This is a genomic window from Streptomyces platensis, from assembly GCF_008704855.1.
GTDB lineage: Bacteria > Actinomycetota > Actinomycetes > Streptomycetales > Streptomycetaceae > Streptomyces > Streptomyces platensis.
Window position 1 is genome coordinate 8,209,940 of sequence record NZ_CP023691.1, and the last position, 15,483, is coordinate 8,225,422.

The 15,483-nt window shown below is 72.9% G+C and carries 16 protein-coding genes; 9 read left to right on the plus strand and 7 right to left on the minus strand.

The features are described from left to right. Positions 1 to 96: 96 nt before the first annotated feature. The 3 genes from CP981_RS36295 to CP981_RS36305 form a co-directional block, all read right to left on the minus strand. Positions 97 to 1,662, minus strand: coding sequence for an FAD-dependent oxidoreductase (locus tag CP981_RS36295; RefSeq protein ID WP_085926042.1), 1,566 nt, complete (start codon positions 1,660 to 1,662; stop codon positions 97 to 99). Further along, a complete protein-coding gene (locus CP981_RS36300) occupies positions 1,659 to 2,387 on the minus strand; it encodes a class I SAM-dependent methyltransferase (protein WP_085926041.1) in 729 nt (242 codons plus the stop codon). Before CP981_RS36300 ends, CP981_RS36295 begins: the two co-directional genes overlap by 4 nt. Positions 2,388 to 2,452: 65 nt before the next feature. Continuing rightward, positions 2,453 to 3,643: a lycopene cyclase family protein gene (locus CP981_RS36305; RefSeq protein ID WP_085926040.1), complete on the minus strand. Its 1,191-nt coding sequence runs from the start codon at positions 3,641 to 3,643 to the stop codon at positions 2,453 to 2,455. A 213-nt stretch (positions 3,644 to 3,856) separates the two neighbouring features. On the opposite strand from CP981_RS36305, the gene sigK reads away from it, so the two are divergent. The 5 genes from sigK to tgmB all read left to right on the plus strand — a co-directional run bounded on the left by sigK (position 3,857) and on the right by tgmB (position 7,517). After that, the gene (gene sigK, locus CP981_RS36310) at positions 3,857 to 4,444 is read left to right on the plus strand and encodes an ECF RNA polymerase sigma factor SigK (protein ID WP_085926039.1); all 588 of its coding nucleotides are present in this window, start codon (positions 3,857 to 3,859) and stop codon (positions 4,442 to 4,444) included. Further along, entirely contained in the window at positions 4,441 to 5,187 is a 747-nt protein-coding gene (locus CP981_RS36315; protein WP_085926038.1) for an anti-sigma factor, read from the plus strand. The genes sigK and CP981_RS36315 overlap by 4 nt, the downstream gene beginning before the upstream one ends. Before the next feature lie 225 nt (positions 5,188 to 5,412). Beyond that, on the plus strand, positions 5,413 to 6,123 hold the full coding sequence (locus CP981_RS36320) for an alpha/beta fold hydrolase (protein WP_085926037.1): 711 nt from the start codon (positions 5,413 to 5,415) through the stop codon (positions 6,121 to 6,123). 274 nt (positions 6,124 to 6,397) lie between these two features. After that, the gene (gene tgmA / locus CP981_RS36325; protein WP_026169961.1) at positions 6,398 to 6,589 is read left to right on the plus strand and encodes a putative ATP-grasp-modified RiPP; all 192 of its coding nucleotides are present in this window, start codon (positions 6,398 to 6,400) and stop codon (positions 6,587 to 6,589) included. Between the two features lie 4 nt (positions 6,590 to 6,593). Continuing rightward, complete coding sequence (tgmB, locus tag CP981_RS36330; RefSeq protein WP_085926036.1) at positions 6,594 to 7,517, plus strand: ATP-grasp ribosomal peptide maturase; 924 nt, start codon at positions 6,594 to 6,596, stop codon at positions 7,515 to 7,517. 53 nt (positions 7,518 to 7,570) lie between these two features. Here the strand turns inward: tgmB and CP981_RS36335 are convergent, their stop codons facing one another. The 3 genes from CP981_RS36335 to CP981_RS36345 form a co-directional block, all read right to left on the minus strand. Further along, positions 7,571 to 8,092: a hypothetical protein gene (locus tag CP981_RS36335; RefSeq protein WP_244329955.1), complete on the minus strand. Its 522-nt coding sequence runs from the start codon at positions 8,090 to 8,092 to the stop codon at positions 7,571 to 7,573. A gap of 131 nt (positions 8,093 to 8,223) precedes the next feature. Then, positions 8,224 to 9,579 carry an acyl-CoA dehydrogenase family protein gene (locus CP981_RS36340; protein ID WP_244329956.1) on the minus strand — a complete coding sequence of 452 codons (1,356 nt, stop codon included), beginning with the start codon at positions 9,577 to 9,579 and terminating at the stop codon, positions 8,224 to 8,226. 182 nt (positions 9,580 to 9,761) lie between these two features. Then, the gene (locus tag CP981_RS36345) at positions 9,762 to 10,220 is read right to left on the minus strand and encodes an RrF2 family transcriptional regulator (RefSeq protein ID WP_085926033.1); all 459 of its coding nucleotides are present in this window, start codon (positions 10,218 to 10,220) and stop codon (positions 9,762 to 9,764) included. Between the two features lie 177 nt (positions 10,221 to 10,397). Here CP981_RS36345 and CP981_RS36350 point away from each other — a divergent pair, with 177 nt between their 5' ends. Genes CP981_RS36350 through CP981_RS36365 form a run of 4 tightly spaced genes read left to right on the plus strand, consistent with a single transcriptional unit; the run spans position 10,398 to position 14,876 of the window. Beyond that, a complete protein-coding gene (locus CP981_RS36350; protein ID WP_085926032.1) occupies positions 10,398 to 10,934 on the plus strand; it encodes a (2Fe-2S)-binding protein in 537 nt (178 codons plus the stop codon). Position 10,935: 1 nt separating this feature from the next. Next, a complete protein-coding gene (locus CP981_RS36355) occupies positions 10,936 to 11,934 on the plus strand; it encodes an FAD binding domain-containing protein (protein ID WP_085926031.1) in 999 nt (332 codons plus the stop codon). Beyond that, positions 11,931 to 14,180 carry a xanthine dehydrogenase family protein molybdopterin-binding subunit gene (locus CP981_RS36360; RefSeq protein WP_085926030.1) on the plus strand — a complete coding sequence of 750 codons (2,250 nt, stop codon included), beginning with the start codon at positions 11,931 to 11,933 and terminating at the stop codon, positions 14,178 to 14,180. Before CP981_RS36355 ends, CP981_RS36360 begins: the two co-directional genes overlap by 4 nt. 36 nt (positions 14,181 to 14,216) lie before the next feature. Then, positions 14,217 to 14,876 (plus strand): NADPH-dependent FMN reductase, encoded by a 660-nt coding sequence (locus CP981_RS36365; protein ID WP_085926029.1) that lies wholly within the window; start codon positions 14,217 to 14,219, stop codon positions 14,874 to 14,876. A 133-nt stretch (positions 14,877 to 15,009) separates the two neighbouring features. On the opposite strand, the gene CP981_RS36370 is transcribed toward CP981_RS36365, so the two are convergent. Then, a complete protein-coding gene (locus CP981_RS36370) occupies positions 15,010 to 15,267 on the minus strand; it encodes a WhiB family transcriptional regulator (RefSeq protein WP_085926028.1) in 258 nt (85 codons plus the stop codon). Positions 15,268 to 15,483: the final 216 nt, after the last annotated feature.

Here is a 15,483-nt window from a genome sequence, read left to right on the forward strand (position 1 = left end):
GGCGGGGCGCCGCCCGGCGGGTCGCCAACCGGCCCCGCCGAGCCGCCCGCCCGCAGCCCCGCCGCCTGGCCCGCAATCCGCCCCGTCACCGCCCCGTCACCGCCCGGCCCGCCGGGCCGCCCACCGCAGGGCCGCCGACCGCCCCCGGTCCGGGACGGTCCACAGGGTCTGGCCGCGCAGGCCCCAGCGCGCCAACAGTGCGTTCGCCGCGAGGAATCCGGTCGTCGCGGCCCGCTCCATCAGCGCCACCGGGAACCCGGTCCGCACCGTGTCGCCCGCGACCACCACCCGGGGGTCGGGGGTGTGCACAGTGGGCCGGTCGTGGAAGCCGCCCACCGGGAACAGCGGGCAGTCAGCACGCCACTCATCACGGCGGTCGATGATCCGGGCGCCGCGGGTCTCCGGGTATACGGCGTGCAACTGCTCCACCAGACGACGCTGTGCACGTTCCCGGTCGGCTCCGGGGGCGACGGCGTAGGCGTGCAGTTCGAGCACCGAGCCGCCGGTACGGGCGGACCACCGGGCCGCCTCGCCTTCCCAGCGCTCCAGCACGCTGACATTGTCCAGGGACCCGAAACCGCTGGTGCCCAGGAACCCGGGCCGGTCGGCGGCCACCCGCCGCTCCAGCCACAGCCGCGACACCAGAAACGGCGGCGCGGTCCGCAGCCGCCCGATCCGCGCCCGCCAGGCGGCGTCCGCCACTTCCGGTGAGGCGGCGACGAGCCGGCGCAGCCCGCCCGGGTCCAGCGCCAGCACCACCGCGTCGAACCGGCGTTCCGCGTCCTCCCCGGTAGCGATCCGCACCCCACCGCCCGCCTTTGCCGGCGCGACCCGCGTCACCTCCGTGCCCGTACACAGCCGGACGCCGTGCCCGTCCAGATACCGGCCGAGGGGCTGCCACAGCGCCTGCGGAAACGGCTCACCGGGCACATCGAACAGCAGCCCCTCACTGGAGCCGAGGAAGTAGATGTGGAACATCAACACCAGCTCCGCGGCCGACAGTTCCCGCGGGTCCGCGAAGAAGCTCCGGGAGAACACCTCGAACGCCAGATGGCGTGCGGCCTCGGGAAACCGGATACGGGCGAGGAAGTCCGCGGCGCTGACCCGGTCCAGCCGCTGATAGACCTGCGGCACCCGTACGTCCAGCAGCGGCAGCGCGGCGCCGGGGCGCATCCGTACCAGGTCCCGCCAGGTGAAGCTGGGGCTGAGCGCCACAAAGCCCAGTGCGCTCCAGGGCGGTGTCCGGGGCACCCGGGCGAAGCTGTCCCGCAGGCCCGACCGGTGGTGCAGCGGATAGTCCGGCAGCCGTCTGAGCATCCCCAGCCCCGGGTCGACCCGGCGCAACAGCCCCCGCAGGTTGTAGTACTGGGGAAAGAACGCATGGAAGCCGCGGCTCATGGTCGCCGCGGAGCCGTCGGCGAGCCGCACCGGCCAGCCCGCCAGCCGTCCGCCGAGGACCCCGGCACGCTCGTACAGCGTCACCCGCACCCCGCGCTCGGCCAGCGCGGTCGCGGCGGCGAGGCCCGCGATCCCGCCGCCGATCACCGCCACCCCCGGACCGCCGTCCGCCGCCCGGTCCCGCCCCGGCGGCCCCGGCACCGTCCGGGCCCGCCGGTCCCGTCCGCGCCGCGCGGCCCCGCCGTCGTGCTGTCGAGGTGTCACGCCCCCTCCTCGCGGGCCCCGGCCGTGGCGGCGACGAAGGTGTGGGTGATGCCGGTCTGCCAGCCGGGCAGCGGCAGCGCCCGCACCTGCCGGAAGCCCGCCCGGCGCAGCCGCCCGGTGAACTCCGCGGCGGTGTCGAACGCGAGGACGCTGCGCCACAGATGGCGGTACAGACCGGCGTCCCCCGCGAGCCGCCCGGCCGGCCGCAGGATGCCGGCACACACCGCCGTCCACACGGCGCGGGGCACCGCTCCGCCGGTCAGCGTGTACTCATGAACGGCCAGCCGCCCGCCCGGCACCAGCGCCTCCCGTACCGCCCCGAGGACCGCGTCCGGGTCCGTGACATTGCGGAAGAGGTACGCGGCGAAGACGGCGTCGAAGCCACCGGCCACCCCGGCGTCGGCCAGGCCTTCCACCGGGGCGTGCACGAAGGAGACCCCGGGCGGCCAGGGCTTGCCGGCGGCCCGCGCCAGCATCCCGGCCGAGGCATCGACGGCGGTGATCTCGGCATACGGGGCGACGGCGAGCAGCGCCGCCGTCGAGGCACCGGTGCCGCACCCCAGATCCAGCACCCGCAGTCCCCGGCCCGCGTCGGGCAGCCCCAACCGCCGGGCGGATCGCCGTAGTTGGCCGTGGTAGCCGGGATTCGCCGCGACCAGCCGGTCATAGCTGCGGGACGCATGGTCGAAGGCGGCGGTCAGTTCGCCGTCGTGCAGCAGGGCCATGGATGTCTCTCCTCCGGTACGGGAGCAAGCGCGGGCGCCGACGCGCCGTTCGGCGGGCAGCGGGGTCACCGCACGGTGGTGCGGCGGGGCAGCAGCGGGAGTTCGGCGACGGTGCGGAGCATGGGCAGCACCGGGGTGCGCAGGCCGATGCTGACGTCCTCCCACAGCCGCGAGCGGCCGTCGAGAAACCGCAGCAGCCGCTCCATCGGCACCGTGCGGAACAGCTCGGTGAAGAACTCGGCGCCGTCCACCCGGCCGCTGTCCAGCGCCCGCAGCAGCACGGCGTCCATGGCCCGGTGCCAGGCGGTGTGCGGGGGAGGGGGCACCGGAGGCCGGCCGGCCAGCAGCGCGGCCGCGATCAGCGCCGTCTGCCGCTGCACGGAAGCGAAGGTGTAACCGGTCGACGGACGGGTGGCGCCGCCCGCCGTCCCGATCCGGAACACCGACCGGCCCACCCGGCGTGAAAAGCGGCCGTCGGTCATCGGGATCGCACCCTGCTCGACGGCCGTGACACGGAAGGCACCCAGCCGGAGCACCTGCCCGGTGTAGTGGCGCAGGGCCCGCTCGTAGTCGGCGGTGGCCAACGTCCGGCGGGAGAACTCCGTGTACTCCACCAGCGCCGCACAGTCGTTGAGCGGCAGGACATACCCGAAGGACAGACCGTGGCCGGGCTGTGGGGTACGGAAGTCCATCAGATCCGCGGTGGTGGGGTCGAACGCCGGACGCCGGGTGCGGACGAACCAGCCCCGGAAGTGCTGCTGGAGAGTGGTCCGCGCCGGCGGGAGCAGCCCGGCCGGCCGGGAGTCGAAGGCCCACCGGGCCCGGAGGGTCACCGGCCGCCCGGCCGCGTCGCGCCCCCGCACCTCGGCCCCGCCGGTGACGTCCCGTACGGACTCCACCGTCACCTCGGCCCGGACCACGGCCTCTTGCCCGGCGAGCCGGGCGGCCACCAGGGCCTCGAAGTCACGCGACCGCAGCATCTTGTACCGGAAGGGCTCGGGCCGCCCCGCCGTCGCCTCACCGCCGGGCCCGTGCACCCGCAGCCGTTCCCACGACGCGGTCAGGGCCTGGTCGAACGCGCCGCCCGGCGCCTCCCAGTAACACCAGGTGCGCTCCGGCGGGGTGAGCGGCCCCCCTGGGGCGTCGACCAGCACCACCCGCAGCGGCCGGCCGCCGGCCGCCGGTGCACACAGCCGGTGGGCGAGCGACAGCCCGGCCGCTCCCGCGCCCACGATGACGGCATCCGCGTCCTGCACGCCCGGTCCTCTCGCCGCCCGATGCCCCCGCGGCGATCTTTCCGCAGTCCCGGGCCGGGAGGCGGCATCCGACGCGCGGCAATCCGGGGGCGGGTGAGGGCCGCCGCCCCGGGTGCGCTTCCTTGGCAGTCGTCCGCAAGAATCCTCTCCCGACCAATCCGGGTGTCGCCCGGCGCCGAATCACTCGTGACCACGTCACGTCCGGAGGTGTCCATGCCCGTCGCAGCCCGCGGCGACCGATCCCCCGCACCGCATACCGGTGCCCTGGAATCCCTGCTCACCCGCGTCTCCCGCGGCGACCAGTACGCGTTCGAGCAGCTCTACACGGCGGTGGCCGGCTCCGTACTGGGCCTGGTGCGCCGGGTGGTGCGGGATCCGGCGCAGTCCGAGGAGGTCGCCCAGGAGGTGCTGATCGAGGTGTGGCGGTCCGCGGCCCGCTTCGACGCACGGCAGGGCAGCGCCATGGCCTGGATCATGACACTGGCGCACCGCCGCGCGGTGGACCGGGTGCGCTCCGTCCAGGCGGCGGCCGACCGCGACCACCGGGCCGGCATGGGCGCCTACACCGCCCCCTTCGACGAGGTCAGCGAGCAGGTCGAGCGGCGGCTGGAGCGGGAGCAGGTACGCCGCTGTCTCCAGCAACTCACCGACCTGCAAAGGGAGTCGGTGACACTCGCCTATTACCGCGGCTACACCTACCGGGAGACCGCCGATCTGCTGGGCGCCGCGCTGGGCACGGTCAAGACACGACTGCGGGACGGACTCATCCGGCTCCGCGACTGCCTGGGGGTGTCGGCATGAGCACCGTCGATCTGCACACACTGACCGGCGCCTACGCACTGGGCGCGCTGTCCGAGCAGGAATCCGCCGAGTTCACCCGCCATCTGGCGCAGTGCCCGGCCTGCACCCTGGAAGTGCGCGAACTCCAGGAAACCGCGGCCCGGCTCGCGCTGGCCGTGGCCGAGGTGCCCCCGGCCGGGCTGCGCACCCGGGTGATGGCCGCCCTGCCCGAGGTCAGGCAGCTGCCGCCGAGGGGGCGCCACGCGACCGTGGCCCCGCTGCGCCGCGGTATGCGGCACCGGCTGCCGTACCTCGCGGCCGCCGCCTGTCTGGTCGTCGCCGCGCTCGCCGGCGGGCTGGCCGTCAACTCCCGGAACGAAGCCGACGAGCAGCGGGCCCGCACTGCCCGCGCCGAGCAGCAGGCCGCCGCGGTCAGTGCCCTGATGACCGCCCCGGACGCCACCTTCCACACCACCGCGCTCAAGGGCGGCGGCAGCGGAACGGTCGTCGCCTCCCAGCGGAAGGGCCAGACCGCCTTCCTCTACCACGGCCTGCCGGCGCTGTCCGGTCAGCGGGTGTACGAACTCTGGTACAGCCGCAACGGCGCGATGGAGCCCGCCGGACTCGTGCGGACCGGCAGCTCCTCCGGCGCGATGCTGCTGACCGGCGGCCCCCAGGGCGCGGACGGCGTCGGCGTCACGGCGGAACCCCAGGGCGGCTCCAGCCGGCCCACCACCGCCCCGCTGGCCGTCCTCCGGCTGTGACCTCCGGCCCCCACCGGATCTGACCCCGGCTGCCGGCGCCACCACGGGCCGGCGGCCGGCTCGTCCTGCCCCGGAGCGGAGCCCACCGCACCGCCGCCCGCCGGGCATTGCGGTCCGGAACACATCCCCACCAATCCGCGCCGCCCCGGGCGCCGAATCCCTCGATGAGCGGCCCGCCGCACCCCGAACGACCCCGTCGGCACCCCACCCGGAGGACCCCGACCCATGACGACAGGACCGGCCCGGCCCACCGCCCCCGGCAGCGGCGCACGGGGCGTCCCGCACCGGCCGCTGGTGATCCACCGCGCCCCGGACACCCCGCGGGCGGCCGTGCTCCTGCTGCACGGAGGGCGGGCCGACGGCCTCGGCCCGCCGCCGCGGCTCAACCTCCCCGCGCTGCGCATGCGGCCCTTCCGCTCGGCGGTGTCCCGGGCCCCGAGCGGACGGGAGCTGCTTCTCGCGTCCGTGCGCTACCGCTGCCGGGGCTGGAACGGACCGCGGGCGGACGCCGCCCGGGACGCCCGGCAGGCCCTCGACGAGCTGGCCGCACACGCCGCGAACCTCCCGGTCGTGCTCGTCGGCCACTCCATGGGCGGCCGGGCCGCCCTGCTCACCGGCGGCCATCCGGCGGTCCGCGGCGTCGTCGCCCTCGCCCCGTGGTGCCCGCCCGGCGAACCCGTCGCCCATCTGCGGGACCGGACCGTGGTGCTGCTGCACGACGCGGACGACCGGGTCACCGACGCCGAGGGCTCCTGGCTCCTGGCCGACCGCGCCCGGCAGGCGGGGGCTCGGGCCCATACGGTCGCCATGCCACGCGGCGGACACACCATGCTGCGTGACGCGTCTCACTGGCACCGGATGACTGTGGACCTTGTCGCCGCCCTTCTGGACGGCGTCCCTGTGCCCCACGCGATCGGCGGGGTGCGCCCGGAGTAGCGCCCCGAACGGGTACACCGTTCTTTGACGGGCGGTCAGCCTCGCCCGCCCGGGCGGGGCCTGACGCTTTTTTGCGTCTCTTGCCTACTCGGTGACACATGACGGAGACAGTGCGTACGTGCTCGCCGCTTTTCAGTCAAGTGGAACGCTGGAAACGAGCAAATGAGGCAACTAACTGACCAGATTGTCGCGTCTTCCGTGCAGAGTCATAAGAAGGGGCTTTCCACCCCTGCCCCGCGCCAGGGGCTCGGAAACCGGTCTTTGAGGAGATGGAATGCGACCGTTTGCGTTGAGCTACGCCCGTCCGGCGGCGAAGTCATCGACCAGTACGCCGTACAGCTACGACGCCACGCGGCAACTCAACGTCCTCCCGGACGGACGCCCGGCCACCTGCAGCCGGGCGGTACTGCTGGCGACCGGCACCACCGCCTCCACCGCCGGTTCCAAGACCCACTTCGACGACTGAGCCCATGACCGTCCTGGTCCTGACCTGCGAGGAAGATTTGACGGCGGACATCGTGGTGGCGACGTTGCAGGACCTCGGTGTCCCGCTCGTCCGCCTCGACCCCGCCGACCTGCCCGGCAGGGTCGCCCTGTCGGCGGAGTACGCCGAGAACGACTTCCACGGATATCTCAAATCCGGCGAACGCATGGTGAGCCTGGGCAGCCTGCGTTCGGTATGGGTGCGCCGGCCCGGTACCCCCGGGGCCCGCACCGCGGAACAGTCCGCCTGGATCGCGGCCGAGGCCGAGCAGGCGCTCTACGGCATGCTGACCAGCACCCAGGCGCGCTGGATGAACCATCCCGTCGCGGCCGCACAGGCGCGCTACAAGCCCTGGCAGCTCCGGCTCGCCCACCGCAGCGGCTTCCTGGTGCCCGCCACGCTGCTCACCACGTTCCCGGCGATGGCCCGGCAGTTCGCCGCCGCCCACCAGGACCTGGTGGTGAAATCGGTGAGCGGAAAGCACCCCGGTGACCCTCCGATGGTGCTGCCCACCACCCGGATCACCCCGGACACGGACTTCTCCGGGGTGGCGGCCGGGCCGACCCTGCTCCAGCAGCACATCCCCAAGGAGGCGGATATCCGGCTGACGTGTGTCGGTGAGCATCTCTTCGCCGCCCGTAAGAAAGCCGATCCGGAGGAAGTCGACAGCCGCTTCACCCACCAGGGCACCTGGGAGCCCGTCGAGGTGCCCGACGCCGTCCATCAGGCCGTGAATTCCTATATGAGTGCCGCGCAACTTGCCTACGGTGCTTTTGATTTCGCCGAAGACCCGGACGGCGCCTGGTGGTTCCTGGAATGCAACCAGGGCGGCCAGTTCGGCTTCATCCAGCTGGAGACCGACCAGCCCATCGCCCAGGCCATCGCCACCTGGCTCGCCGTGGAGCCCTGAGGCCGGAGCGGCGGCGGGCCGGGGCAACACCCCGTATCCCTGCCGCTGTCCGGCTAATGGATCAACACGTTCGCGAGCACGATGAGCAGACCGATCAGCACATCCACCCCACCCACCCGAAGGGATGCCGCCCAGCGCCGGCCCGCCACCCGGGCCGCCCAGAACCCCCAGCCGAACAGTGCCACCGTATTGACGGTCAGCGCGACATCGATCGCGCCCTCCTCGCCCCACCAGCCCCAGTAGGAGCCGAGCAGCGCGGCGATGGTGGGCACCATCGCGGCCACCAGCGGCCATTCGGTCACCATCGAAGCCAGCGCGCTCGCGGTGACCTTCTTGCCGTCGCTCGTCCGGTGCGCGATGGAGTGCGCGTAGCCGTGTGCCGCCGCCGATGCCACGGCCGTCACCGCCACCCACAGCGTGTCGTGGCCGGGGTCCGCCGGCGTGCCTTCGTTACCCAGTGCGGCGGCCAGCGCGCTGGCCAGCACCGATCCGTACACCCCGCCGAACAGCATGCGCTGGAGCTGTTCCGCTCGTCTGTCGAGCCGCTGTACGGGTACGCTGCGGCTTTCTGACAAGGCGCCACCTCACAGGACCGACGGGCTTCCCCGCTACGGGATGAACATCCGAGATGTAGCAGCACCCGGCGCCGATCCGTCCGAAGCTGCGCCGACGGAACGGGCGATTCCCTCCGCGCGGCGCGCCGCGGTCAGCCGTGCAGGGTCAGCGGCGGATGCGTCCCGTTCAGATAGTGGTCACCAATGTCGCGGAGCCGGGTGGTGGGGGAGGCCTGCGCCGTCAGGACGCGGGCGTTGCGCCAGAACCTGTCGAAACCCAGGGGGTCGGCAGCGGAGCCGGCGCCCTGGGTGAGTTCCAGGACGCGGGTGGTCAGACGCATCGCGGAGCGGCTGGTGACGGCCTCGGCGGCGGCGACCAGCACCGCGATATCGGCCCGCTGGTCGACCCCGAGATCCGGGCCCGCGAGGAGCCCCCGCGCCAAAGCCTCCGACGCCGACTCGACCACGGCTGCGGCGGTGTGGGTGTCGGTCACCAATTCCCCGTAGGCGAGCAGGAGATAGGGGTCCGCGCCCGGCCGCTCCGGGTACCCGCCCTCATCCCGCCCGTCGGCCGGCCGGCCGCGCGCTCCGGCTCGGGTGATGTCCCGTGCCTCCGCCAGCGCTCCTTCGGCGATGCCCAGACCGACCTGGACGAGGGCGAGCCGGAGCGCCAGCGGGGCGAGCGTGGCGAACGGCGCGAGGGCGTGCTCATCGCGTGGGACGGCGCCGAGTACCTGGTCCGCGGCGACCGGGACGCCGTCGAAGCTGATCCGGCCGGCCGCGGTGAGCCGCTGGCCGAGGCGGTCGTGCTCGGGGGCGGCCGCCACGCCGGGGTGGGCCGGGTCGACGCAGACCACGAGGGACTCGTCCGTATCGGTGCGCACCGCGCCGAGCACCAGCCGGTCGGCGACGGTCACGCCCGCGGCGAACGACCGGCATCCGTGGAGGAGGTATCCGCCCTCGGCCGGGGTGAGGGTGAGCCCGTGCCCGGTCACCGGCTCGGTGTCCGGGAGGTCGATGCCGCCGCCCCAGAGCCACTGCTCGGCGCTCGCCCGGAGTTCGAGCTCTTCGGCCCGTTCCGGCGTGCCGAAGAACCGTGCGCTCCACGACAACACATAGTGGCGGCCCAGCAGTTCGCCGATGGAACCGTCCGCCGCCGCGATCTCCCGGATGACCGCGCAGGCGGTGCGCCAGCCGGTGCCCCGCCCGGCGGGGCCGGGGGGTGTCAGAAGCGCCGGCAGACCCGCCTCGCGCAGCCGGGCGAGCTCGTCGAACGGGGGCTTGCCGGCCCGGTCGCGGACCAGGGCGTCGACCGCGAGGTCATCGGCGACCTCCCGGGTGACACGCAGCCAGATCTCGTCGTCGGTACAGGACGTGACCTGCGGGGAAGCGGGGCGTGCGGGGGACTTCTCCGGCATGGTGACCTGTCCCGTCCGGCCGGTCGCGTCCGGTGCGGGCGGGCTGATCAGGCCACCGGCCGACGGGACGGAACGCATCGGTGCGCGCACGCCCACCTCCTGGCTTCCCTAGTTTTCCCACTGGATTGGTAGGGAAGAGGATCGCTTCCGGGCCGGGGACGGATCAAGGGGCGTTCAAGGGGTGGACAAGTCCGTCTTGGTATCCGGGGCATGGCCCGGGAGGCGCTCCGGACGCGCCTCGCTCCGATATGCCTCGCTCCGGACTGCCGACCCTAAGGATTCGTCCAGGACTCGGGATTCTCGGTCAGCTCCGCCACCTGCGGCGGCAGCTCGGCGGTGGCGACATCGGCGAGGGTCACGCCGTCGAGGATCTCGCGGACGTTCGCCCGCAGTGCGATCCACAGCGGCAGCAGGGACCGGGCGGGACCGGTGTAGGACAGCTCCGGCGGGCGGACGCCGCGGACCGACACCAGCGGTCCGTCCACGACCCGGATGATATCCGCGATACTGATCGCCTCCGCGGGCCTGGCCAGCCGGTAGCCGCCGTTGCCACCGCGCCGGCTCTGCACCAGCCCGCCCCGGCGCATATCGTTCAGGATGCCTTCGAGGAACTTGTGCGGAATGTCCTGGGCCTGAGCGATGGCCTCCGCCTTGAGCGGCCCCGCGTCCCGGGCGTCAGCGAGTTGCAGCGCGGCACGCACGGCATAGTCCGCTCTGGCTGAGATCCGCATGCTCCGCATTATCCCGCAGGGGACGCGGCATCCCGCAGCGGGCCCGGCGCGTGCATGGGCGCCCGCCGCCCGGAACACCTCCTGGCACCCCTCCGCCGTCCGGTTGCGAGCCCGGACGACCGGACGGACGCTCGACGTACGGCATGGACTCACGGCATCGACTCCGAGGTGAGTGTCGTGGCAGACAAAGGCGCGCCGATACCCGTCACCCAGCCCGCCCTTCTGGAGACGCGCGGGCCGGGCAGCGTGAAGGTGGCCCTCGACGTCAATGGCGTCTCCCGGATCGTGCATCTGGAACCACGGGTGAGCCTGCTGGACGCGCTGCGCGAGCAGATGGCCCTCACCGGCACCAAGAAGGGCTGTGACCAGGGAACCTGCGGGGCGTGCACGGTCTGGGTCGACGGGCGCCGGGTGCTGTCCTGTCTGACGCTGGCCATCAGCTGCGAAGGCCGGGAGGTGACCACCATCGAGGGCCTCGCTGAGGGCGATGAGCTGCACCCGATGCAACGCGCCTTCCTCGAACACGACGCCTTCCAGTGCGGCTACTGCACGCCGGGACAGATCATGTCGGCCGTCGCGCTGCTGAACGAAGGACATGCCGGGACCGACGGGGAGATCGCCGAGTGGATGAGCGGCAACATCTGCCGCTGCGCGGCCTATCCCCTCATCCGCTCCGCCATCCGCGAGGTGCGGGACCGGAAGACAGGACAGTGATGTGCGTGCCATCAGCTACACCCGCGCGACGGACGTGCACAGCGCCGTCGAGGCGGTGACGAGTGACCCCGGCAGTTCCTTCCTCGCGGGCGGCACCACGGAAGTCGATCTGCTGCGGCTGGATGTGCTGCGGCCGCACCGCCTGGTGGACATCAACCGGCTGCCGCTGACCGGCGTCGAGGAGCGTGCTGACGGGGGACTGCTCATCGGCGCGCTGGCCCGGATGAGCGAGGTCGCCGAGGACCCGGCGGTCGTGGAGCGCTACCCGATGCTGTCCCAGGCACTGCTGCTCGGGGCCTCCGCCCAGTTGCGGCACATGGCCTCCATGGGCGGGAACCTGATGCAGCGGGTGCGGTGCGCCTATTACCGCGACCCCGAATCGGCCTGCAACAAACGCGTTCCGGGGAGCGGCTGTTCCGCGCTGGAGGGCGTCCACCGCGGTCATGCGATCCTCGGCACCAGCGAGCACTGCATCGCCACCCACCCCTCCGACCTGGCCGTCGCCCTCGTCGCCCTGGACGCCGTGGTGCACGTGGAAGGCATGGACGGCGCCCGCACCATCCCCGTCGACGACTTCTTCCTGCTCCCCGGCGATACGCCCGAGCGCGAACATCCGCTCACGCCCGGCGAACTCATCACCGCGATCGAGGTGCCCGCGCTCTCCATGGCACGCAGATCGCTGTATCTGAAGGTGCGGGACCGCGAGTCCTACGAATTCGCCCTCGCCTCGGCAGCGGCCGCGCTGGCCCTGGAGGACGGAGTGGTCCGCGAGGTCCGGCTCGCCCTCGGCGGGGTGGCCACCAAGCCGTGGCGCGCCCGCCGGGCCGAGGACGTCCTCATGGGCGAGCGCGCCGACGACGCCGCGTTCACCCGGGCCGCGACCGCCGAACTGGCCCCCGCCACCACCCGGCCGATGAACGCGTTCAAAGCGGAACTCGCCCGGCGGACCCTCGTCCGCGCCCTGCGCACCGTTGCGACGACCGGAGGCGGGACGGCATGACCACCGGCGCCACCCTCGAAGCCATCGGCCGGCCCGTCGATCGCGTCGACGGTCCCGCCAAAGTCACCGGCCACGGCCGCTACTCGGCGGAGATCACCCTGCCCAATACCGCGTACGCCGCCCTGGTCGGCGCCCGTACGGCCAGCGGACGGATCACCGGCATCCGCACGGAGGCCGCGGAGCGCGCCGACGGTGTGCTCGCCGTGCTGACCCACCAGAACCTGCCGAAGATCGCCGGCCGCCCCCATCTGCTGCCGTCCCTGGCCGGCCATGCCGCCCCGGGGGAGAGCTTCTTCCCCCTTCAGGACGACCTCGTCCACTACTTCGGCCAGCCCGTTGCCGTGGTGATCGCGGACTCGCTCGAACGTGCCCACTTCGCGGCCCGGCAGCTCCATGTCGACTACGACCGGCGTCCGTCCGTCACCACCCTGGACGAGGGCCGGGACCAGGCCTATGAACCCGAGGCGATCTTCGCCGGGTTCGTTCCCGCACGCACTGTGCGCGGCGATGTCGAGGCCGGTTTCAAGGCCGCGGCCCAACGCCTCGATGCCACTTTCCATTTCGCGGCCAACCACCACAACCCCATCGAGCCGTCGGCCACCACAGCCGTCTGGGACGGCGACCGGCTCACCCTCTACGACGCCACCCAGGGCATCGTGGCGACCCAGAACACCGTGGCCGCACTGCTGGGCATCCCGCCGTCCAAGGTGCGGGTCCGGGCGTCGTTCGTCGGCGGGGGATTCGGCTGCAAGGCCATGATCTGGCCGCATGTCACCCTGGCGGCGCTGGCCGCGCGGGAGGTGGGCCGGCCCGTCAAACTGGCGCTCACCCGGGAGCAGATGTTCACCTCCTGCGGCCACCGCGAGGAGCAGGAACAGCGCATCGAACTCGGGGCGACCGACGACGGCCGGCTCACCGCCCTGCGCCACCACAAACTCTCGCTGACCTCGCCCTTCGACGAATGGGCCGAACCCTCGCTCGGCATGGCGGGACAGGCCTACGCCTGCCCCCACTACGAGGGCGTCTACCGGCTGATCCGCAGCAACACCATGACCCCCACCTTCACCCGCGGACCCGGCGAGACCACGGGCATGTACGCGATGGAATGCGTGATGGACGAGCTCGCCCACCGCATCGGCGTCGACCCGGTGCAGCTGCGGCTGCGCAACCACGCCGAGGCCGACCCGCACACCGGCCACCCCTGGTCGAGCGACGGTGCGCAGGAGTGCTACCGGCGCGGCGCGGCCCGCTTCGACTGGCAGTCGCGCAACCCCGAACCCCGCTCCGAACGGGACGGCAACCGGCTCATCGGCAAAGGCATGGCCACCGCCGGCTATCCCGTGCTCTTCCCCATGCAGCCGCAGCGGGCCCGGGCCCGCCTCTACGCCGACGGCACCGCGGTGGTGCAGGCCGGCACCCAGGAGTTCGGCACCGGAGCGGGCACCGCCATGACCCAGGTCGCCGCTGACGGCCTGGGCATCGCGCTGCGGAACGTCCGGTTCGAGTACGGCGACACCGACCTGCCCAACGTCGCGGCCGCGGTCGGCTCGGCCGGCGCCGGAATGATCAGCGCCGCGGTGTACACGGCCGCCACCACGCTCCGCGACCAGATGATCGAGCAGGCGATCGCCGACCCCGACTCCCCGCTGCACCGAGCGGACCCCGCCACCGTCGTCGTCCGCGAGGGCCGGATGCAGCTCCGGGACCGGCCCGACACCGGCGAGAGCTACCGCGCCCTGATGGAGCGTCACTTCATGACCGACCTGGAGGCACTCGGCAGCTGGAGCCCGCCACCGCAGGATCTCCCGTACGGGCTGGCCACCTTCGGCGCACAGTTCGCCGAGGTCGCCGTCGACCCGGACCTCGGCACGGTCCGGGTGCGCCGTATGGTCGGTGCCTTCGCCCCCGGCCGGGTCCTCAATGCCAAGACGGCCCACAGTCAGGTCGTCGGCGGCATGCTCTGGGGCCTTGGCCAGGCGCTGCTCGAAGGCAGCATGGTCGACCCCCGCGACGGCCGCTGGGCGAACGCGAGCCTCGGCGAGTACCTGGTGCCGGTCAATGCCGACGCCCCCGACGTCGCCGTCGAGTTCGTGGAAGTGCCGGACACCGTCGTCAACCCGCTCGGCGTCAAGGGCCTCGGCGAAGTCGGCATGGTCGGCGCCGCGGCGGCCATCGCCAACGCCGTCTTCCACGCCACCGGATACCGGGCACGGGAACTGCCGATCAGGATCGAGCACCTGCTGTAGCGGAGACCGGCCCGCCGGCGACGGAAGGACGTCATCATGCCCACGGACGCACACCCCGGCCCGCTGCGCGTACTCGTGCTCGGCGCCTCGATGCGCACCGGATCGAGCAATGCCCGCCTGGCCGCCCTCGTGGCCCGGATGCTGACCGCGGCCGGCGCCACCGTGGATCTCGCCAGGATGCGGGAATTCGATATGCCGCTGTACGACGGCGATGTGGAGGAGACCCACGGGCTGCCGGACGGCGCACTGGCGCTCCGCGACCGGCTGGAGCGGTGCGACGCCTTTGTGCTCTCCTCGCCCGAGTACAACGCCTCCGTGCCGGGAGTGGTGAAGAACGCGATCGACTGGGTCTCCCGGGTCCGTCCGCAGCCCTTCAAGACCAAGCACGCGCTGCTCGTCTCCGCCTCCCCGTCCCTGGTCGGCGGCAACCGGGGACTGTGGGCGCTACGGGTTCCGCTGGAACATCTCGGTACCCGCGTCTACCCGGACATGTTCAGCCTGGCCTCGGCCCACCAGGGCTTCACCGAGGACGGTCAGCTGGCCGATCCCGCACTGCAAACGCGCCTGGAGGAGACCGTCACCGCCTTCCTCCGGCTCGTCGAGGCCGATGCGCGCTACGTCTGTCTCCAGCGCCGGTGGTACGAGTTCCCGGGGGACCGCACCGGGGCCCCCGTCACCCAGCGGGCGGAGGGCTGAGCGGGCTTACGGCTCCTTGCCGGTGCCGTGACAAAGGGGCGGCAGCGGACCTCGTGCCGCTGCCGCCCCCTGACACGTACGGGGACGCTGTACCGGTGCGGCACCCGTTGGCACGAGTGCCCCCACGGCCTCCCTAGGCCGAGGCAAGCCGAGCCCGGTGCCGAGCGGCCCGGCGCCGCATGGCGCGCCGCTCGTCCTCGCTCATACCGCCCCAGACACCCGTGTCCTGCCGGGACTCGAGCGCCCACTGAAGGCACTGCCCCATCACCGGGCAGCGCCGGCAGACGGCCTTGGCCTCCTCGATCTGGAGCAGCGCGGGACCGGTGTTGCCGACGGGAAAGAACAGTTCCGGGTCCGCTTCGCGGCACACCGCGTGGTGACGCCAGTCCATGAGTAACCTCCGTTCTCCGCGGCGGGGCGCGGTTGATGGGCAGTGCGCACGGCTTCACCGGGTCGGCCGGCTGCTTCGGCAGCCTCCTTACCCGGACGCCTGCTGTCCTCGCGTGCCCGATCCCGCGCCCACAATGCACCTCCGTCCTCAACGAACACATTTCTCCCTGAATCGATCACATTCCGGCCCGCACGGCCACGGCGACGGACCGCACCC